Source organism: Limnohabitans sp. TEGF004, assembly GCF_027924965.1.
GTDB lineage: Bacteria > Pseudomonadota > Gammaproteobacteria > Burkholderiales > Burkholderiaceae_C > Limnohabitans.
Map to the genome: position 1 here is coordinate 1,182,305 of NZ_AP027056.1, position 20,457 is coordinate 1,202,761.

Below are 20,457 nucleotides of genomic sequence, written 5' to 3' on the forward strand. Positions count from 1 at the left end.
ACTTTCAGTTCGCAAGCCAAAGCGCCACAGGCGTTTGGGTTTGTTGCAACACACATGAAATCGGTAGGGCAGGTGTGGCTTGCTTCCAAGCTTGCTGCAAGGTATTGAGTTTGTCGGTGCCAGAAAGCGGCAACACGATGTGACGTGCCGACAAAATTTGCGCCAAGGTTTGCGTGATGCGCGCATAGGGCGCATTGGCGGGGGGATGTGTCAATTCAATGGCCACGCAGGTTTGGGTGTTGCGCAGGTCTAGCGCATCCGTCAAATTGGGGGCATCCGGAAATAACGACGCCGTGTGACCATCAGCCCCCATGCCCAACACCAACACATCGGCCACGCCTGCAGCGGTCAGTGCAAGGCTGGCTGCTTTGGCAAGCGTGGCAGGTGTATCCAAAGGTTCTGCCGTGCTGGCCACCATGAACACCAGTTGCGCTTTGGCGGCGAGGTCTTGCAGCAAATGGGTTTGCACCAACAGTGCATTGCTGTCGGGGTGACTGCGGGGCACGCAGCGCTCGTCCACCAAGGTGATGCGCACGCGTGACCAATCGATGTCAATCACACACAGTGCTTCAAACAAAGCCACAGGCGATTTACCGCCTGACACGCTCAGCACAGCAAAGCCACGCGCTTGAATGGCTGCGGCTAAACGTTGCGCGATGTCTTTTGCCAAGCGCACATTCAACTCGGCTGCACTGACGGTGTGAACCGTCAACGTGCCGCGCGATTCAGGATGCCATGTGGAGGTCATCAGGCTTCCTCAAACCACGACAGTTCTTCACGTGCCATCAGGGCTGATGACGCTGCAGGGCCCCAGCTACCAGCAGAGTAGGCACGCGGTTTGTCGTCCAACTCGGCCCAGCCGTTGATGATGGGCTCGACCCAAATCCACGCCGCTTCCAATTCATCACGACGCATGAAGTGGGTGAGGCGGCCTTTGATGACGTCCATCAACAAACGCTCGTACGCTTCTGCGCGGCGCTTGTCGGACGACTGTTGCAAATCGAGGCCCAGCTTCACCGGATGCAAGTTCATGCCTGTGCCTGGCTCTTTGACCATCATCTCCAGCTGAATCGATTCTTCAGGCTGCAAGGTGATGATGAGTCGGTTGGGCTCTTGCTGTGCGGTGGAGCCGAAGATGGAAAACGGTTGGTCCGCAAACTCAATGATGATTTGCGATTCGCGGCGCTGCATGCGTTTGCCCGTGCGCAAGAAGAACGGCACATTGGCCCAACGTGCGTTGTTGATGTGCGCACGCAAGGCCACGAAGGTTTCGGTGCGGCTGCTGGCGGGCACGTTGTCTTCTTCCAAGTAGCCTTTGACGGCAGCGCCTTCAGAGGCACCTGCGGTGTATTGGCCGCGCACGGTGTCGCGCTTGATGTCAGCCAAATCCATCTTGCGCAGCGAGCGCAACACTTTGAGCTTTTCATCACGCACATCGTCTGCGCCCAAGGAAATGGGCGGCTCCATGGCCACGATACACAGAAGCTGCAACAAGTGGTTTTGCACCATGTCACGCATCGCACCTGCGCCGTCATAAAAACCTGCACGACTGCCCACGCCCACACTTTCGGCTACGGTGATTTGCACGCTCTTGATGTAAGGCGCGCGCCACAGCGGTTCGAAAATGGCATTGCCAAAACGAAGCACCATGAGGTTTTGCACCGTCTCTTTGCCAAGGTAGTGGTCGATGCGGTAAATCTGTTGCTCGTCAAAGTAACGGGCCACCTGACTGTTGATGTCGCGAGCAGAGGCGAGGTCGGTGCCCAGTGGTTTTTCAAGCACCACGCGCGACTGCGCATCCACCAAACCTGCGCCCGACAAGTGCGCGCAAATTTGCGTGAACAAGCTCGGCGCCGTGGCCAAGTAATACACGCGCAGCGCGGGTGTGCCGCATAAGTCTTTGAGCTTGGCAAAGTCGTTGGCGTTGGTCACGTCCATGCTCACGTAGGCCAAGCGGTTCAAAAAGCTTTGCCAATCGTCTTTGGTGAAGGCGTCTTTTTCGATGAAGGCGGGCGAGTTTTTGTCGATGAAATCCAAATACGCTTGGCGCGTCCAGTCTTGGCGGCCCACAGCAATGATGCGTGCGGATGCATCGAGCTTGTCATGCAAATGCGCCATGTACAGCGCAGGCAAGAGTTTGCGAAAGGACAAGTCGCCAGCGCCGCCAAAAATCACGATGTCCAGCGTGCCCGCTGGTGGATTGGGGTGTGTCATGAGTAACGTTTGTTAAGAAGGTTTTGTTTCATGTTGCGCAGCAAAGGTTGCAGCTGAGTGCTGCCAATGCGCAGTGCCACAGTGGTGGCCAACACGTCGACGATCATCAGGTGCAGCAAGCGCGACACCATGGGGCTGAATTTTTCGTAGCTTTCGGGATGGTCCGCTGCGAGGTGAATTTTTCCGGCATTGGCCAGAGGTGAGCCAGAGGCGGTGACCACCACGGTGGTGGCACCGTTCTTTTTGGCAATCTCGCATGAGTCGAGCAAATCACGCGTGCGGCCAGAGTTAGAGAACACCACCAAACAGTCGCCAGGGCCGAGCAAAGAGGCACTCATGATTTGCATGTGGCCGTCGCTGTGCGAGATGGTGTGAAAACCCAGACGAAAAAATTTGTGTTGTGCGTCTTGCGCCACGATGCCTGAATTGCCCACACCAAAAAACTCAAGGCGCTTGCCTTTTTTGTGGGTGAGGGCGATGGCTTCGGCCGCTTTGTCGATGGCGGCTGAAGAGGCATCGTTGCGGTATTTCAAAAACGCAGTGACGGTGTTGTCAATGACTTTGACCAACACATCGTTGCTGTTGTCTTGTGCGCCCACGTTGCGATGGATGAAGGGCACGCCTTCGCTCAAACTGCCCGCGAGCTTGAGTTTGAAATCACTCAAACCTTCGTAGCCCATGCTGCGGCAAAAGCGCACCACGGTCGGTTTGCTCACGCCTGCACGTTCGGCCAGTTCGGTGACGGGTAGCGTCGAGAACGTGCGTGGGTCAGAGAGAAGAAGCTTGCCCACGCGCTGTTCGGCGGGGGCTAAGGACGATAGGGTCGATTTGATGCGTTCCAACATGAACGCAAATGTAACTTAGTTTCATGTTTTTAGTCAACATGGTTACAGATCATTTTTCTGGATGATTACCCGAGTTCGTCTTGCTTCAAAAAAATGTCTTTGTCAGGGAAAAATTGGGCATGCAAAGGCAGCAGTGCGCCCCCCAAAGCGCGGGCATGGTTGCCCACGCGGCCGGCCAAAATTTGAGGCTGATGAATGCCATCAAAACTGAATTGCGCCAAGCTGGCTTCGGTTTGTTGAATCAGGGTTTGCAAGAGTTTGGGGTTGAGCGAACCATCCATGATGATGGCATCCAAATCCAGCAGGGCAGCTGCACTGGTGGCGCTCATGGCTAAGGCTTTGGCTGCTTGTGAAACCCAGGGTTGTGTGAACGCGCTGAATTCGGCGCTCATGATTGCGTCTTGCTGAACCAGCAGCGGGTCGTGTCCTGCAGCCATCAAGGCTTGTTCAAGCTGCCAACCCGATGCGAGTTGCAACAGCTGCGCGGGTGTGTTTGCATTGGCGCGTGTGCCCAAAGGTGGCAGGCCAATCGGCATGGAGCCAATCGCACCTGCGTTGCCGCGTGGGCCGTTGACGATGTGCCCATCCATGACCAAGCCGCCCCCCACAAATGTGCCCACATAGACATACAAAAAGTTAGGTACATCACGGCCCAAGCCTTGCACCAACTCAGCCACGCAAGCGGCGGTGGTGTCTTTGGCAAATTCAACGGGCAGCGCCGACATGGCTTGCACTTCTTGCACCAAGTCGATGTGCTCCCAATCCACCATGGCTTTTTGAGCCTTCTTACCCATCAAGTCGCCCCATTGGTGCATGGCCAGCGGCGCACTCAGGCCAATGCCCACGGCGCGTTTCCAAGCTTCAGCGCCCATGCGTTTTTGCATGAGCTTCAAACCTTCTTTGATTTTGGGCAGCACTTCGGTGGGGGAAGGGTAGGGATAGGTGTGTTGCCACTGGTGGCGCATTTGCCCAAGGAAATCAGTCACCACCACCTCAAGGCTACGGCGGCCCACTTGCAGGCCAATGCTGTAAGCGCCATCGGGGTTGATGGCGAGTGGCACCGAAGGCTGGCCAATCTTGCCGCGAATCCGGTCTTGCTTGATGAGCAAACCATCGTCGAGCAAACGATTGACGATGATGGAAACGGTTTGAGACGACAGCTGCGTGAGGCGTGCCAGATCGGCTTTGGGAATGGCGCCTTCGTGACGAATGGCGCGCAGCACCGTGCGCTCGTTGAATTGGCGCATGCCGGTGTGGTTAGACCCACGCATTGTTTTCATAAAAGAATCACACCTTTGCAGAACATGGCATTGCCGTAGGCCGTGCCTTCGCCAGTTTGCACAATCAAACTGGCGCCTTTGATTTTCTCGTAGAACGCATAGCGCTCCACAGCTTCGACTTGATTCGACGCAAAGCCCGCCTTGTTGACCAAACCAATCACCGCTTGTTGTGCTTCGGTGCGATGGCTGGCCTCGCTGTGGCACACATGCATGAGGGCGGCTGGTTGCGCCACATCGGTGGCGAGTGGGAACACCGACAGCACCGCGTCGCTCACGCGTTCTAGGCTGAGGCCGGGGAGGCGCACCACGGGTTTGCCGTGTGCCAAATAATCAGCGGTGAAGTTGGCATCCACAACGGCAACCCATTCGCCATGGCCCATGGCACACAGGTGCATGAGCAACTCGGGGGTGAGGATGGGGTCAATTCCTTTGAGCACGTATCTGTCCTTAATTCATCAATATTGTCAGGCCTTGGAGGATGCCAAATTTTTGGCAACTCGTGTTTCAGGGTATGTACTAACTAAACTAACTTGATTTAGTAAGTCGAGTTATCTTACATTTAAGTCGCGGCGCAAAAGTGCGTCGGCGATGATTACCAACAACGTGGAGACCTTGATGAAATTGAACACACCTAAATTGATGTTGACAGCTCTTGCCTTGGCCGCAACCAGCGCCTATGCGGCTGAGCCAGTGATCGGCTTGATCACCAAAACCGAAACCAACCCCTTCTTTGTGAAGATGAAAGAGGGCGCACAAGCCGAAGCCACCAAACTCGGTGCCAAGGTGATGTCTGCGGCAGGCAAGACAGATGGCGACAACGCAGGTCAAGTCACTGCCATGGAAAACATGATTGCGGCCGGTGCCAAAACCATTTTGATCACGCCCAGCGACTCCAAAGCCATCGTGCCTGCCATCAAGAAAGCACAAGCACAAGGCGTGATGGTCATCGCCTTGGACAGCCCCACAGAACCTGCCAACGCGACTGACGCGTTGTTTGCGACGGACAACTACAAAGCCGGTGTCTTCATTGGTCAATACGCCAAAGCCGCGTTGAATGGCAAGAAGCCCGTCATCGCCACCCTCGATTTGTTCCCAGGCCACCCTGTGGGCGCACAGCGCCACAACGGTTTCTTGCAAGGCTACGGCTTGACCTCACTCGACGCCAAGAGCAACGAGTTGGCCAAACCTGCTGAAGTGGTGTGTATGGCCGACAGCTTTGGCGACCGCGCCAAGGGCCAAACCGGCATGGAAAACTGCTTGCAAAAGAACCCCAACATCAATGTGGTTTACACCATCAATGAACCCGCAGCTGCTGGTGCTTACAACGCACTCAAGGCTGCAGGCAAAGAGAAAGACGTGTTGATCGTGTCTGTGGATGGCGGCTGCGCTGGCATCAAAGACGTGGGCGCTGGCGTGATCGCAGCGACATCGCAACAATACCCCTTGCGCATGGCCGCCATGGGTGTGGCTGCGGGTGTGGAATATGCCAAGACCGGTAAAAAAGTCAGCGGCTACACCGACACGGGTGTGACATTGATTGCTGCTAAGGCCATGAAGGGCGTGGACAGCAAAGACGTGAAAACTGGCGCAGACCTGTGCTGGGGTAACAAGTAAAGCGTGATCAAACGCTTGAGTGAGGGGGCCGTGTGGCCCCCTCCGATTTCAAAGAAAAAAGTCACTGTATGAATTCCTTCAAAGACAAGCTCCCGCCCATGGGCACCTTGGGGCCGCTGATTGCACTGGTGTTGGCCTGTGTGTTTTTTGCCAGCCAAAGCGACCGGTTTTTGAGCACCCAAAACTTCTCGCTCATCTTGGCGCAAGTCATGGTGGTGGGCGTGATTGCGATTGGTCAAACCCTCATCATCTTGACTGCAGGCATTGACTTGTCATGTGGCATGGTCATGGCGCTGGGTGGCATTGTGATGACCAAATTTGCAGCGGACTATGGGCTTTCGACGCCCGTCGCAATGGCGTGTGGTTTAGCGGTGACGACCTTGTTTGGTTACCTCAATGGTGTGCTGGTGACGCGCATCAAATTACCGCCTTTCATCGTGACCTTGGGCACCTTGAACATTGCCTTTGCCATCACGCAGCTTTATTCAGGTTCACAAACCGTGACCGATATTCCTGCTGGCATGAACTGGCTGGGCAACACATTTTCATTGGGTGGCGCGACCGTGAGCTACGGCGTGGTGATGATGCTCGGTCTCTATTTATTTACTTGGTTTGCGTTGCGTGAAACCGCAGCAGGCCGACATGTGTACGCCGTGGGCAACAGCCCTGAGGCCACACGTTTGACAGGCATCCCGACAGAAAAAGTGCTGTTGGGTGCGTATGTCTTGGCAGGGCTTTGCTACGGGCTGGCCGCTATGTTGGGTGTGGCGCGCACAGGCGCGGGTGACCCCAATGCAGGACAAACCGAAAACTTAGATGCCATCACCGCCGTGGTGTTGGGCGGCACCAGTTTGTTTGGTGGCCGTGGCATTGTGTTGGGTACTTTGGTCGGCGCGTTGATTGTTGGCGTCTTCCGCAACGGCCTCACGCTCATGGGCGTGTCGTCGGTTTATCAAATTTTGGTCACAGGTATTTTGGTGATCTTGGCTGTGGCCACAGATCAACTCTCACGCAAGGGAGCACGCTAATCATGAGCGGCACACAACACAACATCGTCATGTCGGCCAAAGGTTTGGTCAAACGCTACGGTCAAGTGACCGCGTTGGACGGTGCAGACTTTGAGCTGCGCGCAGGCGAAATTTTGGCGGTCATTGGCGACAACGGCGCGGGCAAGTCGTCACTCATCAAATGTTTGTCGGGCGCCACGGTGCCTGATGAAGGCATGATTTCTTTGGATGGCAACCCTATCTATTTCAAATCGCCCATCGACGCGCGCCGCGCAGGCATTGAAACCGTGTACCAAGATTTGGCAGTCGCGCCTGCGATGAGCATTGCCGAGAACTTGTTTTTAGGCCGCGAAATTCGTCGTCCCGGCTTTGCAGGCAACGTGCTGCGCATGCTGGACAAAAAGCGAATGCTGCAAGAAAGCATTGAGCGCATGAACGACCTCAAGGTGGGCATTCGCTCGATGACCCAAGCGGTAGAAACCTTGTCTGGCGGTCAGCGTCAGTGCGTGGCTGTCTCCCGCGCTGCAGCATTTGCGCAGCACGTGGTCATCATGGATGAACCCACGGCTGCGCTGGGCGTGAAAGAAGGCAATATGGTGCTTGAGCTGATTCGCCGCGTGCGCGACAAAGGCCTGCCCGTGGTGCTGATTTCGCACAACATGCCCCATGTGTTTGAAATTGCTGATCGCATTCATGTGGCTCGATTGGGTAAGCGTGCCGCCGTGTTGAACCCGAAAAACATCAGCATGAGTGACACCGTGGCTGTGATGACGGGCGCGATGAAGCCCGAAGACATTCCTGCGGAGTGCTTGGCTTGAGCACTGCATCACACACGCCGGTCTGGGTGCTGGGTGAAGCCTTGATGGACTGCATGGCGCAGCCCGATGGCTCGCTGGTGCCGCACTTGGGTGGCAGCCCTTACAACTTGGCTTGCGCCACAGCGCTGCAAGGTGCGTCGGTGGGGTTCATTGCACCGTTGTCGACGGATGCATTTGGCCAAGCATTGCTCGACCATTTGCAAGCCAACCATGCACGCAGCTTGTTGCCGCGCTCGGCCTTGCCCACCTCGCTGGCTGTGGTGCAAGTGTATGAGGGGCAACCCAGTTACGGTTTTTACCGTGAAGGCGTGGCCGACCGTGACTACCAAGTGGCTGATGTGGTGGCTTTGTTAGAGGCGTCGCCGCCAGGTATCTTGCACACGGGCTCGCTCATGGCCATGCCACCCGAGCACCACAAGGTCTTGCAAATCGTTGCGGCTGCCAAGCGTTTGGGTTGGATCATCAGCGTGGACGTGAACCTGCGCCTACGCGTGGCCCATGATGTGCCTGCGTACTTGCAAGCCGTGCGTGAAGTGGCGGCCCTTGCCGATTGGCTCAAAGCCAGTGACGAAGATTTAGAACTGCTCGGTTTTGCAGAGGTGTCTTTGGCCAATGCCTCCAGCTTGGCGACGCATTGGATGGCCCAAGGTTGCTCGCGTGTGGCGTTGACCTTTGGTGCGCAAGGCGCTTATTTGCAAGTGGGTGATGCACATGCACAAGGCGCAGCGCCCGTGGTGGATGTGAAAGACACAGTGGGCGCAGGCGACACGTTTTGGGGCAGTTGCTTGGCAGATTGGGTACGGCACGACACCTTGAACAACAACAGCCTTGCCATGCAACGTGTGCCTGAAACCTTGCAACGCGCCTTGGTGGCTGCCGCCATCAATTGCAGCCGTGTCGGCTGCCAACCTCCCGATATAGCGACCTTAGACGCGGCGCTTTAACAGCCGCCTTCGTCTCGGCGAGAATGTGCAAGATTGTTGATTCACCCCAACCCAGTTTCTGCACCTTCGGACCATGTCCCAGCCCATTGCCTCATCCACGACAGCGAGCCCATTTCAAGGCGCCATTGGCGTGTTTGATTCGGGTGTCGGTGGCCTGTCCGTCTTGCGCGCCATCCGCGCTGCGCTGCCGCATGAGCACTTGGTGTATGTGGCGGACTCCGGTCACGCCCCGTATGGCGACCAATCTGAAGCGCACATCACCCAACGCACGCTGACTGTGGGCAACTGGTTGGCCGAGCAAGGCGTGAAGGGCATCACCATCGCTTGCAACACGGCCACGGTGGTGGCCGCCAAAACCTTGCGCGAACAAACGCATTTGCCCGTGGTGGCGATTGAGCCCGCCATCAAGCCCGCCGTGGCACTGACGCGCAGCGGCGTGGTGGGCGTGTTGGCCACGCGCCAAACCGTGCAAAGCGCGGCGGTGGCTAAGCTGGTTGAGTTGTATGGCGCGGACAAACGCATCTTGCTGCAAGGCTGCCCCGGTTTGGTGGAGCAAGTCGAACGCGCCGATTTGCACAGCGCTGAAACTGAAAGCCTGGTGCGCCAGTTCATCACGCCGCTGCTAGAGCAGGGCGCAGACACCTTGGTGCTGGGCTGCACGCATTACCCGTTTTTACGCGACACCATCCAACGCGTTGCGGGTGAGGGCGTGACGTTGCTCGATCCTGCCGAGGCTGTGGCCCGAGAGTTGGCCCGTCGTTTGGCAAACAACGGGAGTTTGTCTAGCGCAAGCCAGCAAGGACACGTGCAGTTTTTCACCTCAGGCGATGTGGCGCAGGCACAAGCCGTCATGTCCCACCTGTGGGACGCGCCGCTCACGGTGCAGGCGCTGCCTTAAAGGCTTGGGCCGATAGCCCCTAAAACCCGAAGGGAAGGGGCTAACCCGTACACTTATGCCCTTCATGAATGCCTACGCCGACGTCTCCCTTTTCCCCCGCAACGCCAAGCCGCTGACCAGTTACCGCAAATACTGGGCGGCCCGTTTTGGCACGGCCCCGTTTTTACCGATGTCGCGCGAGGAAATGACACAGCTCGGCTGGGACAGCTGCGACATCATCATCGTCACCGGCGACGCGTATGTGGATCACCCGAGCTTTGGCATGGCCGTCATTGGCCGCATGCTTGAGAACCAAGGTTTTCGCGTGGGCATCATCGCCCAACCCGATTGGCAAAGTGCTGCCCCCTTCAAAGCGCTGGGCAAACCGAACCTGTTTTTCGGCGTGACCGCCGGCAACATGGATTCGATGATCAACCGCTACACCGCTGACCGCAAAATTCGCACCGACGACGCCTACACCCCAGGCGATGTGGGTGGCAAGCGCCCCGACCGCGCCGCACTGGTGTACAGCCAACGCTGCAAAGAAGCCTACAACGATGTGCCCATCGTGTTGGGTGGTATTGAAGGCTCGTTGCGCCGCATTGCGCATTACGATTACTGGTCCGACAAAGTGCGCCGCTCCATCGTGGTGGACAGCAAATGCGATTTGCTGCTGTACGGCAACGCCGAGCGCGCGATTGTGGAAATCGCCCACCGCTTGGCTGCCAAAGAGCCGGTGCAAGACATCACCGATGTGCGCGGTACCGCCTTTGTGCGTCGCGAAACGCCAGAAGGCTGGTTTGAAATTGACTCGTCCAGCATTGATGTGCCGGGCAGGGTGGAGGCCCACGTCAATCCGTATTTGATGGTGAGCGAGCAAGCCAAAGCGCAGGGTGAAACCTGTGCGCGTGAAGACGAGGCCAATGCGGTGGCGGATGCCGCCAATGCGCAGGTCGGTGCAAAAGTCATTAACTTTGTACCGAACCCAGCGTTCCAAGGCAAAGGCAAACTCAAAGTGCCTCCACGCGAGCGCAGCGTGATCCGCCTGCCCGCGTACGAACAAGTCAAGTCAGACCCCATCCTTTATGCCCACGCCAACCGCGTGCTGCACTTAGAAACCAACCCCGGCAACGCCCGTGCTTTGGTGCAAGCCCACGGCGAAGGCCATACCGCGCGTGATGTGTGGGTCAACCCACCGCCCATCCCGCTGACCACAGCAGAGATGGACCACGTGTTTGACTTGCCGTACGCGCGCAGCCCACATTCTGCCTATGCGGATGAGAACGGCAGCCACGATGGCGCCACCAAAATCCCCGCGTGGGAGATGATTCGCTTCAGCGTCAACATCATGCGTGGTTGCTTTGGGGGTTGTACGTTTTGCTCCATCACCGAGCACGAAGGCCGCATCATCCAAAGCCGCAGTGAAGAGTCGGTCATTCGCGAGATTGAAGACATCCGCGACAAAGTGTCTGGCTTCACCGGCGTCATCTCCGACCTCGGTGGCCCCACCGCCAATATGTACCGCTTGGGTTGCAAAAGCCCAGAGATTGAAGCAGCCTGCCGTAAGCCCAGCTGCGTGTACCCCGGCATTTGCCAAAACTTGGGCACCAACCACACACCGCTCATCAACATTTACCGCCGTGGGCGTGCACTCAAGGGCATCAAGAAAATCTTGATTGGCTCAGGCCTGCGTTACGACTTGGCCGTCAAGTCGCCTGAGTACGTGAAAGAGCTGGTGCAGCACCACGTGGGTGGCTACCTCAAGATTGCGCCTGAGCACACCGAAGGTGGCCCACTGTCGAAGATGATGAAACCCGGCATCGGCTCGTATGACCGCTTCAAAACCATGTTCGACAAGTTCAGCGAAGAAGTGGGCAAGAAGCAGTTCCTCGTGCCTTACTTCATCGCCGCCCACCCTGGCACCAGCGACGAAGACATGATGAACTTGGCCCTGTGGCTCAAGCGCAATGGCTTTCGCGCCGACCAAGTGCAAACCTTCTACCCCAGCCCAATGGCCACGGCCACGGCCATGTACCACTCAGGCCGCAACCCCTTGGGCCGCGTGACGCGCACCAGTGAGAGCGTGGACATCGTGCGCGGCGAGCGTCGCCGTCGTTTGCACAAAGCTTTTCTGCGCTACCACGATGCGAACAACTGGCCTTTGTTGCGTGAGGCCTTGAAGGCCATGGGCCGTGCCGACCTGATTGGCAATGGCAAGCAGCATTTGATTCCGACCTTCCAGCCTCTGACGGATGGTGGCTACACCAGTGCGCGTCGCAAGAACAGCACGGCTACGCCTACCAAGGGGCGTGTGCTCACCCAGCACACAGGTTTGCCACCACGTGTGAATGGCGCAGGCAAACCCAGCGCCAACGTCGCCAAGCGAAAACCCAACCGTTGATGTGAGAAGTCTGAGCGAGAACCGCTCAGACAGATGTGTTTAGCGGCTGCGCGACTTCATCGCACGCTCCACCTCGCGCTTGCCTTCGCGGTCCTTGATGGTGTCGCGCTTGTCGTGCTCAGCCTTGCCTTTGGCCAGCGCGATGTCGCATTTGATCTTGCCGTTTTTCCAATGCAGGTTGATAGGCACGAGGGTGTGGCCTTTTTGCTCGACCTTGCCGATGAGACGTTTGATCTCGTCTTTTTTCAGCAGCAGCTTTTTTGTGCGCACATTGTCTGGGTTGACGTGGCTGGACGCTGTGTGCAGTGGGTTGATTTGGCAGCCGATCAAAAACAACTCGCCATTGCGCACCACCACATAGCCGTCGGTGAGCTGCACTTTGCCTTCTCGGGCAGATTTGACCTCCCAGCCTTCCAGCACCATGCCTGCCTCGAACTTTTCTTCGAAGAAGTAGTTGTACGCCGCCTTTTTGTTGTCAGCGATGCGCGATTGAGTTGCAGGTTTTTTGGTAGCCATTTAGGTAATGTGGGGACAGTAGAGCTTCTTACAATGTGGACCATTCTATGAAAACCGTACACAAGTCCGTTCTTATCTGGTTTAGCGCTGAAGAAATGTTTGCGCTGGTTACTGATGTGGCCCGATATCCTGAGTTTTTGCCTTGGTGCGACCGCGCTGCAGTGCTCGAAACCCATGCCGATGGTGCGACAGCCCAAGTGGGTATGACCTTTGGTGGCTTTCACAAAAGCTTCACCACACGCAACGTGCACATCGAAGGCCGCCAAGTCAAGTTGGAACTCGTGGATGGCCCGTTTAAGCATTTGGATGGCACCTGGGATTTCCATCCGCTGCTCGACCCCAACACCCAAGAGCCCCAACGCGCTTGCCGCATTGAGCTGACCTTGAACTACGCCTTCGAGAGCATGTTTGGCGCCTTGGTAGGCCCCGTGTTCGACAAAATCGCCGCCACCTTGGTGGACGCGTTTGTGAAGCGGGCAGAGCAGGTGTACGTCGCGTGAGTACTGACAGCGTGAATGCCACCGTCCACATCACCGTGATGTATTCGCCCGCACCCCGTGTGGTGCATGAGTTCGTGTTGCCACTCAGCGCTGGCGTGACGGTGATGCAAGCCTTGCAACAAAGCGGCATGCTGGCTGAATGTCCAGAGATTGACTTGAGCCAGCCCGAAGCCTTTACCGTGTGCATTTGGGGCAAGAAGACAACGCCCAACCATGTGTTGCGCGATTTAGACCGTATTGAAATTTGCCGTGCTTTGACCGTTGACCCAAAGGTAGCGCGTCGTGAGCGATTCCAAAAACAAGGCACCAGCCGCGCAGGCTTGTTCTCTAAGCGCCGCGCGGGCGCGAAGCCCGGCTACTAAGCGTAGCCAAACTCAGGCAAACAACCATGACAAATCCTCTCTGGCCCACCTGTGGCTATTCGCTGCTCACATCCAATGAGGCCGGCCACTTGGTGGTGACGGACGACTTTTTGCGCTTTCTCTTAGAGCGTCCTGAGCTGGCTCCCATTGCCAGCTCATGTGCCGCCGAAGTGGCGCTGCACCACAGCTTGGTAGAGCAGCCGCGCCGAGAAGTGCCCGCGCAAGAACTGGCTGAGCTGCAAGACAAAGACGCCGCCGACAACTACGCCGTGTGGTTGCGCTTTCGCCAGCGCATCACCACGCTGCCTACCTTAGAAGCCAGCTACATCGCCTTGTTCAAAGGCGAGGGCGTGGATGTGCCGCCCTTGCTGGTGCAGCACATCACCCACATCTTGTTGCGTCATGTCTTGGGCGAAGCGCCCACGGCCATGCAAGCGCGTGTGGCCGAGATGCTGATGCACACCCAAAAGATCACCGTGCTGGAAGACGGTTCTGTCATGGCGGCTGACGACGAAACGGTCGAGCGCCACGCCACACAAAGTGGCTTTGGCTCAATTGGTGAATTGCTCAAGCAAGGCGGCATCAAACTGCGCAGCGTGGACTTGGATGTGCTCAACGAGGACAACCAAGACGCGTATTGGCCCCGTAGCGAGAGTTTTGATTGGGTGGTCAGCCTCAACCGCGGCCAGCCTGCGTTGAATGCGCTGTGTGAGGTGTTGGCCAAGTGGGTGCAACACTTCTTAGGTGTGCAGGTGCGTATCCAAACCGAGCGCGAGATCAACGACGACCATTGGGTATGGCATGTGGGCCTAGATGCCCAAGCCAGCGGTGTGTTGAACGACCTCTACCAAGGCAAAGAGGTGGATGCTGAACGCATGGAACGCTTGCTGTGTTTGTTCAAGTTGGAATTCGTGGAGCCCAACGACATGTTGGCCGAGGTGCGCGGCAAGCCCGTGTACTTGGCCATGGCGGTGGATGCCAATCAGCGTTTGAAGCTTAAGCCGCAAAACTTGTTGCTGAATTTGCCTTTGGCACAGCGCTCATAAAAAAAGCCAAGCACTGAGGCTTGGCTTGCGTTGTCAGGGGCGCTCAATCGGCCCCGCGACCGACTTGTACAAAAACACCGCGCGCGTGATATCGGTGACCCACACCAGACCATCGCCAATTTGGCCGATTTGTGCGGTGTGAACAATCAGGTCCACGATGCTGTCGCACATCTCATCAGGCGACACAATTTCAATGCGTACTTTGGGTGTGTAGTCTGTTAGCTCTTCTTTCAAATTTGCAGGGGTGTGCAGGCTGGGTGCCGAGCAGCCTTCTGCCTTGCTCACGGTCATGCCCGGAAAGCCAGGCAAGCTGCGCAGTTTTTCGCGCAAGGTGGGCAGCTTGGAAGGGCGAATGATGGCTTTGATTTCTTTCATGTCGTTTTCTTTCACTCAAGCTTCGGGTTCGGCTTCGTCGAACCAGTGATAAATCGTGGGCACCACCACCAAGGTCAGCAAGGTGCAGGTGATCAGTCCACCAATCACCACAATGGCCAAGGGGCGCTGCACTTCAGAGCCGGGGCCATCTGAAATAAGGAACGGAATCAGGCCCAGCATGGCGACCGTGGCGGTCATCATCACGGGGCGGAAGCGCTGGCGTGCACCCTCAAGCACCGCGTCTTTGACGGACATACCGCCTTCACGCAAGCTGCGGATGTACGACACCAGCACCACACCGTTGAGCACCGCAATGCCCCAAAGCGCAATGAAACCCACAGATGCAGGGACTGACAAATACTCGCCAGAAATAAACAAGCCAATCACGCCACCCACCGACGCAAACGGCAGCACTGTGATGATCAGCGTGGCGAACTTGACCGAGTTGAACAGCAAGAACAGCAAGAAGAAAATCGCCGCCACCGTGATGGGAACAATGATTTTCAAGTGGCCCAAGGCACGTTCCATGTTTTGGAACTGGCCGCCCCATTCCAAGTAATAGCCCTCAGGCAGCTTGACCTTGCTGTCGACCTTGGCCTGTAGCTCTTTCACAAAGCTGCCGAGGTCTCGATCTTTCACGTTGATGCCCACCACAATGCGGCGCTTGGCCATTTCGCGTGAAATTTGGGCTGGGCCATCGAGCACCTGAATCTTGGCCATGTCAGCCAAGCGGGCTTGCGCGCCATTGGCCGAGTTGAGGATGATGTTGGAGATGGCTTCAATGTTGTCGCGAAACCGCTCAGGCAAACGCACCACGGCAGAGAAGCGACGTTCGCCTTCAAATACCTCGGAGGCCACTTTGCCGCCAATCGCGGTTTCGATCATGTCATTCACATCCGACACGTTCAGACCCATGCGTGCAATGGCTTGGCGGTCAATGTCAATTTGCAAATACTGCTGACCCGAGATGCGCTCCACGCGCAAGTCTTGTGCGCCTTGAATGGTTTGCGCCACTTTGGCAATTTGGTTGGCCACGCGTTTGAGGTCATCCAAATCGTCGCCAAACACTTTCACCGCGATGTCTGAACGCACGCCGGTGACCATCTCGTCCACGCGATCGGAGATGGGCTGTGCCATCACAATTTGTACGCCGGGCAAGACCTTGAGCTTGTCGTTCATCGCGTTGGTGATGTCGGTTTGGTCCCAGCCCGAAGGCCATTCGCTGCGAGGCTTCAAGCTGACGATGGGCGTGGATTCGTTCACGCTTTGTGGGTCGGCAGGCGATTCACCACGGCCCAAACCTGAGATGGCAGATTTGACGCCGGGCACCGTCATGACCAACTTCATGGCCTGCATTTCCATCTTGATGGATTCATTCAATGAAATATTGGGTACGCGGTTGATGCCGGGCACTACCGAACCTTCTTTCATTTCAGGAATGAACGCCGTGCCCAAGAAGGGCAGTATCAGCACAGCCAACACAAAGGTGGCCAGCGACACCTGCACCGTGCGTTTTTGGTTGGACATGGCCAAGTCCAGCAACTTCAAGTAGCGTGACTTGAGCGCTTTGATGAGCGGTGTGTCGTGGTCGCCATCGCCTTCGGGGGGCTTGAGCAAATACGAGGACAACACAGGCGACAAAGTCATGGACAGCACCAGTGACACGGCCAGTGCAATGGCAATCGTGTAGGCGAGGGGGGCAAACATCTTGCCTTCCATGCCCTGCAAAGTCATCAAGGGCAAGAACACCAAGATGATGATGCCCACGCCAAAAATCACAGGTGTGGCCACTTCGAGCACCGCATTCAAAATGCCGCGCACTTTGCTTTCGCCCAACTCAGCCGCACGGCCCAAACGGGCGTAGGCGTTTTCCACCACCACCACCGAGCCGTCCACCATCAAGCCAATCGCAATGGCCAAGCCACCCAGTGACATGAGGTTGGCAGAAATGCCGAGCTTGTTCATGGCCATGAAGGTGAGCAAAGGCGTGAGCACCAAAGTGGCCACCACGATGAGTGAGGAGCGCACATCGCCCAAAAATAGGAACAACACAATCACCACCAACACCACGCCTTCAATCAGCACTTTGGTGACGGTCCACAGCGCAGCATCCACCAGCTCTGAGCGGTCGTAGTAGGGCACCACCTTCAAATCGTTGGGCAACATGCCGCGGTCGTTGATCTCTTTCACACGGGTTTTGATGCGACTCACCACTTCTTTGGCATTGCCGCCCGTCATCATCATCACAATGCCGCCCACCGCTTCGGTGGTGCCATTTTTGATGAGTGCGCCTTGGCGTACATCGTGGCCGAGTTTGACTTCGGCCACATCGCGCATGTACACCGGTGTGCCGTTGATTTCTTTCAACACGATTTGGCCGAGGTCGTTCACGCCTTGAATCAAGCCCACGCCACGAATCAAATATTGTTCTGCCGCTTGGGGTAGCACACCGCCACCGGAGTTGGCGTTGTTGCGTGAGACAGCGTCATACACCTCAGACAAACTGATGCGGTAATGGCGCAAACGCTCGGGGTTCACCAGCACGTGGTACTGCTTGACGTAACCGCCTTGCGAGTTGATTTCGGCCACGCCAGGAATCGAGCGCAGCAATGGGCGCAGCACCCAGTCTTGCACCACGCGGCGTTGGGTGAGTTCTTCTTCGCTCAGTTCACGGTTGCCATCGTTGGCGTGTTCTAGCGTGTATTGGTAAACCTCGCCCAGTCCTGAGGACACAGGCCCCAGCACGGGGGTGATGCCTGCGGGCAAGCGTTGGCCCACCTCCATCAAACGCTCCATCACCAACTGACGCGCAAAGTAAACACTGGTGCTGTCGGTAAACACGAGGGTGATGAGCGACAAACCGGGTTTGTTGAGCGAGCGTAACTCGGTCAAGCCGGGCAAGCCCGTCATGGCGACTTCGATGGGAACAGTAGCGAACCGCTCAACCTCTTCAGGCGAGCGACCGGGTGCTTCGGTGGCAATTTGCACCTGTACGTTGGTCACGTCTGGAAAAGCGTCGACCGAGAGTTTGGTGGCCGCATGCAAGCCAAAGAACAAAAAGACAACGGCAATGACGCAGACCACCAAGCGCTGCTTGAGCGCAGCGCGAACGAGAGATTCCAACATGGTGCTTAGCCCCCGTTTTCCATCTCAGCGAGATTGCGATGGTTGTTCAAATGGAACGCACCTTCTGAGACGATGCGCATGCCTGGCTTGAGGCCTTCCAACACCACGCGCTGGCCGTTTTGCTCGGCCGCCAGCTTGACGGGAATGAGGCGGAAGTAGCTGTTGGACTCTTCCACGAACACGTGGTCGACTTCGTCTTGTCGCACCACCGCCGTGATGGGTACGACCACGCGCGGCACAGGTGCGGACTCGATCAACATCGAGGCCAACATGGATGGCTTGAGGCGACCGCTGCTGTTGTCCAGCTCTGTGCGAACCAGCACGGTGCGGGTGTCCGGGTTGACGGTTTGGCCGACATAAATGAGTTTGCCCACCAGTTTTTCATTGGCAAGGGCTGGCACTTCGATGCTCACCGATTGACCCACTTTGACTTGACTGATTTGCTGCTCTGGCACTTGGGCCACGGCCCAGACACGGCTCAAATCGGCCACGGCAAACAACACATCGGAGGGTTGCACCACTTGGCCAGCGGCAATTTTTCGCTCGACCACCACACCTTTGATGGTGGCCACCACGCTGGCCACAGAGTCTATGGTGCCGGTTGATGCCAGACGCTCGATGGCTTTGGCGCTCACGCCCAGCACGCGCAACTGGTCTTGGGCTGCACGCGTTTCTGCCGAGGCAATTTCGTATTCGTTTTCACGACGTTGCAACTCCGCCGCGCTGATGACGTCTGCATCAAACAGCGTTTTGGCACGTTCCACATTGCGGCGATGCAGCTCTTTTTCTGAGCGTGCTTTGAGGTAAGCCAGCTGCGAGCCCGACAGTTCGCTGCTGTTGATCAAGGCCAGTGTGTCGCCCTTGTTCACCACGTTGCCCAGCTGTGCATGAATTTGGGTCACGCGGCCTGTGACACTGGCGCCAATGCGGGTGAGGGCTTGTTCGTCAAAGTCAATTTGGCCGGCCACGCGCAGCGTGTCAGACAACTCGAAGCTGACCACGTCAGCGACTTGAATTTGCGCCTTCAAGCTTTCAGGCGCAAACACGCGCATGGCATCACTTTCGGTACTGGTGGCTTCTTGCACCGTGGCTTTTTTACAAGCCGACAAAGCCAAGGCGCTACACAACAACAGGCCCGTGAGTGTGCGCAATGTGAGATGGTTGAAATACATGGAAACCTTCTTGTGATCAGGTGTTTGCGCGCAGGCGTTCAATTTCGGCCCAAGCGCTGGCCAGCTCAAACTGAGCGGTGATGAGTTCGTTGCGTGCGGCTCGGTAGACGCGTTGCGCATCCATCACATCTAAGAAGCTTTTCTCACCAGCTTTGTAGGCCAGCTCCGCAATGCGCAAAGCATTGGCTGCATGGCGAACGATGCCGCCTTCTAGGGCAACCACTTGTGCGTTGGCAATGTCGTATTGCTGATACGCCGCTTCCAGCGATTGCAGCAAAGAGAATTCTTGGTACGCCAGTTGGTTGTCTGTTTGCGAGAGCTTGGCAGCGGCTTCACCCACAGGGCCGCCACGCCAGTCCCACAAGGGCAGGTTCATCGCCACGCCCACGCGTTTGCTGCGCCATTCAGGATCGTTGTCTTGGTCTGCGCGCAGCGCAAACTTGGGGAAGCGCAAAGATTTTTCTTCGCTCAGCTTGCGATCCAGTTGTTGGCGTTCGGCGCGGGTGCGTTGAAGTTCAGGGTTGGTTTTCAACACAGCGTCGCGCACTTCATTCAGCGGGGCAGGGGGCGCAAACGTGTGGGTTTGCTCTTGAACCTCAAATGCTTCGGGCAAGGTCACGCCCACCAAAGCACGTAAAGCGCCACGTGACTGGCGCACACGCAACGTGGCGGACTCTTGCATTTTTTGAGCGTTCAACAATTCGGCGTTGGCTTTGACCAGTTCGAACTTGGCTTTCTCACCCGTCTCAACTTGCAACTCAATGCGTTTGTGAATGCCTTCCATCAACTTCACGTCTTCGCGAGCCACGCGGTTTTCAGCTGTGCGTCGGACCAAGTCGTAGTAGCGCAAACGCAATTGGGCCCGCATGTCGGCTCTGAATGATTGTTCGTTGGCTTGGGCTGCGCTTAGCCCGGCCAGCGCACCGTCCACGCGGGGGAAGCGGTGCCAAGGCATGTCTAAGTCTTGGGTCAAGCTGATAGATTTCAGGTTGGCGTTCGCATGTGTGTCCGTGTAACCAGGACGCGGCTTGCGTGTGCCGTTCATCACTTCAATTTGTGGGTTGGGGATGGTTCGTGCGGTGTCCACGGCTGCACGCGCTGCGTCCACGGCGTTGGTCGCGCTGCGCAAGGCAGGGCTTTGGGTGAACATCATGTTTTCTAAATCTGGCAAGTTGAGTTTCACAGATTCAGCACACGCTAAATTCCCGAAAGTGGCAGAGATACACAGCAGCAGGGCGGTCAGTTGTTGTTTTGGGTGCGATGTCAAACGAATCACCTTTGTGCAGATTTTGCAAATTGATACGGCATTGTCGTAGAAGCGTCAATGCCATCCATTCATTAAGGAATAGTTCAATCTTGC

19 protein-coding genes are annotated in these 20,457 nt (G+C 56.7%); 9 read left to right on the forward strand and 10 right to left on the reverse strand.

What is annotated here, in order from left to right:
• Positions 1 to 4 precede the first annotated feature (4 nt).
• From pgl to LINBF2_RS05930, 5 genes are all read right to left on the reverse strand, one after another.
• Positions 5 to 748, reverse strand: coding sequence for a 6-phosphogluconolactonase (gene pgl, locus LINBF2_RS05910; protein ID WP_281891165.1), 744 nt, complete (start codon positions 746 to 748; stop codon positions 5 to 7).
• A complete protein-coding gene (gene zwf, locus LINBF2_RS05915) occupies positions 748 to 2,214 on the reverse strand; it encodes a glucose-6-phosphate dehydrogenase (protein WP_281891167.1) in 1,467 nt (488 codons plus the stop codon). Before zwf ends, pgl begins: the two co-directional genes overlap by 1 nt.
• Positions 2,211 to 3,059 carry an SIS domain-containing protein gene (locus LINBF2_RS05920; protein WP_281789988.1) on the reverse strand — a complete coding sequence of 283 codons (849 nt, stop codon included), beginning with the start codon at positions 3,057 to 3,059 and terminating at the stop codon, positions 2,211 to 2,213. Before LINBF2_RS05920 ends, zwf begins: the two co-directional genes overlap by 4 nt.
• 65 nt (positions 3,060 to 3,124) lie before the next feature.
• Positions 3,125 to 4,339: an ROK family transcriptional regulator gene (locus LINBF2_RS05925; RefSeq protein ID WP_281891169.1), complete on the reverse strand. Its 1,215-nt coding sequence runs from the start codon at positions 4,337 to 4,339 to the stop codon at positions 3,125 to 3,127.
• A complete protein-coding gene (locus LINBF2_RS05930) occupies positions 4,336 to 4,776 on the reverse strand; it encodes an RbsD/FucU domain-containing protein (RefSeq protein ID WP_104797460.1) in 441 nt (146 codons plus the stop codon). Before LINBF2_RS05930 ends, LINBF2_RS05925 begins: the two co-directional genes overlap by 4 nt.
• A 178-nt stretch (positions 4,777 to 4,954) precedes the next feature.
• Here LINBF2_RS05930 and LINBF2_RS05935 point away from each other — a divergent pair, with 178 nt between their 5' ends.
• The 6 genes from LINBF2_RS05935 to LINBF2_RS05960 all read left to right on the forward strand — a co-directional run bounded on the left by LINBF2_RS05935 (position 4,955) and on the right by LINBF2_RS05960 (position 12,000).
• Positions 4,955 to 5,953, forward strand: a complete 999-nt coding sequence (locus LINBF2_RS05935; RefSeq protein WP_104797830.1) for a sugar ABC transporter substrate-binding protein — start codon at positions 4,955 to 4,957, stop codon at positions 5,951 to 5,953.
• 68 nt (positions 5,954 to 6,021) lie between these two features.
• The gene (locus tag LINBF2_RS05940; protein ID WP_281891172.1) at positions 6,022 to 6,981 is read left to right on the forward strand and encodes an ABC transporter permease; all 960 of its coding nucleotides are present in this window, start codon (positions 6,022 to 6,024) and stop codon (positions 6,979 to 6,981) included.
• A 2-nt stretch (positions 6,982 to 6,983) separates the two neighbouring features.
• Positions 6,984 to 7,778 carry an ATP-binding cassette domain-containing protein gene (locus tag LINBF2_RS05945; protein WP_108358600.1) on the forward strand — a complete coding sequence of 265 codons (795 nt, stop codon included), beginning with the start codon at positions 6,984 to 6,986 and terminating at the stop codon, positions 7,776 to 7,778.
• A complete protein-coding gene (locus LINBF2_RS05950; protein WP_281891174.1) occupies positions 7,775 to 8,722 on the forward strand; it encodes a PfkB family carbohydrate kinase in 948 nt (315 codons plus the stop codon). Before LINBF2_RS05945 ends, LINBF2_RS05950 begins: the two co-directional genes overlap by 4 nt.
• A gap of 73 nt (positions 8,723 to 8,795) precedes the next feature.
• Positions 8,796 to 9,620, forward strand: coding sequence for a glutamate racemase (gene murI, locus LINBF2_RS05955; RefSeq protein ID WP_281891176.1), 825 nt, complete (start codon positions 8,796 to 8,798; stop codon positions 9,618 to 9,620).
• Positions 9,621 to 9,684: 64 nt separating this feature from the next.
• Positions 9,685 to 12,000 carry a YgiQ family radical SAM protein gene (locus LINBF2_RS05960; protein ID WP_281891178.1) on the forward strand — a complete coding sequence of 772 codons (2,316 nt, stop codon included), beginning with the start codon at positions 9,685 to 9,687 and terminating at the stop codon, positions 11,998 to 12,000.
• Between the two features lie 39 nt (positions 12,001 to 12,039).
• Here LINBF2_RS05960 and smpB read toward each other — a convergent pair whose 3' ends face one another.
• Entirely contained in the window at positions 12,040 to 12,516 is a 477-nt protein-coding gene (gene smpB, locus LINBF2_RS05965) for an SsrA-binding protein SmpB (protein WP_281891180.1), read from the reverse strand.
• 47 nt (positions 12,517 to 12,563) lie between these two features.
• Between smpB and LINBF2_RS05970 the strand changes: the two genes are divergently transcribed.
• From LINBF2_RS05970 to LINBF2_RS05980, 3 genes are read left to right on the forward strand one after another with little or no spacing between them, the layout of a single operon-like run.
• Positions 12,564 to 13,016, forward strand: a complete 453-nt coding sequence (locus LINBF2_RS05970) for a type II toxin-antitoxin system RatA family toxin (protein ID WP_281891182.1) — start codon at positions 12,564 to 12,566, stop codon at positions 13,014 to 13,016.
• On the forward strand, positions 13,013 to 13,378 hold the full coding sequence (locus tag LINBF2_RS05975) for an RnfH family protein (protein WP_281891184.1): 366 nt from the start codon (positions 13,013 to 13,015) through the stop codon (positions 13,376 to 13,378). Before LINBF2_RS05970 ends, LINBF2_RS05975 begins: the two co-directional genes overlap by 4 nt.
• A gap of 26 nt (positions 13,379 to 13,404) precedes the next feature.
• Positions 13,405 to 14,424 carry a DUF6352 family protein gene (locus tag LINBF2_RS05980; protein WP_281891186.1) on the forward strand — a complete coding sequence of 340 codons (1,020 nt, stop codon included), beginning with the start codon at positions 13,405 to 13,407 and terminating at the stop codon, positions 14,422 to 14,424.
• Positions 14,425 to 14,457: 33 nt separating this feature from the next.
• Here LINBF2_RS05980 and LINBF2_RS05985 read toward each other — a convergent pair whose 3' ends face one another.
• The 4 genes from LINBF2_RS05985 to LINBF2_RS06000 are packed head-to-tail and all read right to left on the reverse strand — an operon-like array spanning position 14,458 to position 20,364.
• The gene (locus LINBF2_RS05985) at positions 14,458 to 14,799 is read right to left on the reverse strand and encodes a P-II family nitrogen regulator (RefSeq protein ID WP_281891188.1); all 342 of its coding nucleotides are present in this window, start codon (positions 14,797 to 14,799) and stop codon (positions 14,458 to 14,460) included.
• A 15-nt stretch (positions 14,800 to 14,814) separates the two neighbouring features.
• On the reverse strand, positions 14,815 to 17,925 hold the full coding sequence (locus LINBF2_RS05990; protein WP_281891190.1) for an efflux RND transporter permease subunit: 3,111 nt from the start codon (positions 17,923 to 17,925) through the stop codon (positions 14,815 to 14,817).
• Between the two features lie 5 nt (positions 17,926 to 17,930).
• Positions 17,931 to 19,097: an efflux RND transporter periplasmic adaptor subunit gene (locus tag LINBF2_RS05995; protein WP_281891192.1), complete on the reverse strand. Its 1,167-nt coding sequence runs from the start codon at positions 19,095 to 19,097 to the stop codon at positions 17,931 to 17,933.
• Positions 19,098 to 19,113: 16 nt separating this feature from the next.
• Complete coding sequence (locus LINBF2_RS06000; RefSeq protein ID WP_281891194.1) at positions 19,114 to 20,364, reverse strand: TolC family protein; 1,251 nt, start codon at positions 20,362 to 20,364, stop codon at positions 19,114 to 19,116.
• Between the last annotated feature and the right edge of the window lie 93 nt (positions 20,365 to 20,457).

Bases quoted from the DNA above. Each gene is read 5' to 3' on its own strand.
- pgl (WP_281891165.1), bottom strand. From the start codon at position 748: ATGACCTCCACATGGCATCCTGAATCGCGCGGCACGTTGACGGTTCAC.
- zwf (WP_281891167.1), bottom strand. From the start codon at position 2,214: ATGACACACCCCAATCCACCAGCGGGCACGCTGGACATCGTGATTTTT.
- LINBF2_RS05920 (WP_281789988.1), bottom strand. From the start codon at position 3,059: ATGTTGGAACGCATCAAATCGACCCTATCGTCCTTAGCCCCCGCCGAA.
- LINBF2_RS05925 (WP_281891169.1), bottom strand. From the start codon at position 4,339: ATGAAAACAATGCGTGGGTCTAACCACACCGGCATGCGCCAATTCAAC.
- LINBF2_RS05935 (WP_104797830.1), top strand. From the start codon at position 4,955: ATGAAATTGAACACACCTAAATTGATGTTGACAGCTCTTGCCTTGGCC.
- LINBF2_RS05940 (WP_281891172.1), top strand. From the start codon at position 6,022: ATGAATTCCTTCAAAGACAAGCTCCCGCCCATGGGCACCTTGGGGCCG.
- LINBF2_RS05945 (WP_108358600.1), top strand. From the start codon at position 6,984: ATGAGCGGCACACAACACAACATCGTCATGTCGGCCAAAGGTTTGGTC.
- murI (WP_281891176.1), top strand. From the start codon at position 8,796: ATGTCCCAGCCCATTGCCTCATCCACGACAGCGAGCCCATTTCAAGGC.
- LINBF2_RS05960 (WP_281891178.1), top strand. From the start codon at position 9,685: ATGAATGCCTACGCCGACGTCTCCCTTTTCCCCCGCAACGCCAAGCCG.
- smpB (WP_281891180.1), bottom strand. From the start codon at position 12,516: ATGGCTACCAAAAAACCTGCAACTCAATCGCGCATCGCTGACAACAAA.
- LINBF2_RS05970 (WP_281891182.1), top strand. From the start codon at position 12,564: ATGAAAACCGTACACAAGTCCGTTCTTATCTGGTTTAGCGCTGAAGAA.
- LINBF2_RS05980 (WP_281891186.1), top strand. From the start codon at position 13,405: ATGACAAATCCTCTCTGGCCCACCTGTGGCTATTCGCTGCTCACATCC.
- LINBF2_RS05985 (WP_281891188.1), bottom strand. From the start codon at position 14,799: ATGAAAGAAATCAAAGCCATCATTCGCCCTTCCAAGCTGCCCACCTTG.
- LINBF2_RS05990 (WP_281891190.1), bottom strand. From the start codon at position 17,925: ATGTTGGAATCTCTCGTTCGCGCTGCGCTCAAGCAGCGCTTGGTGGTC.
- LINBF2_RS05995 (WP_281891192.1), bottom strand. From the start codon at position 19,097: ATGTATTTCAACCATCTCACATTGCGCACACTCACGGGCCTGTTGTTG.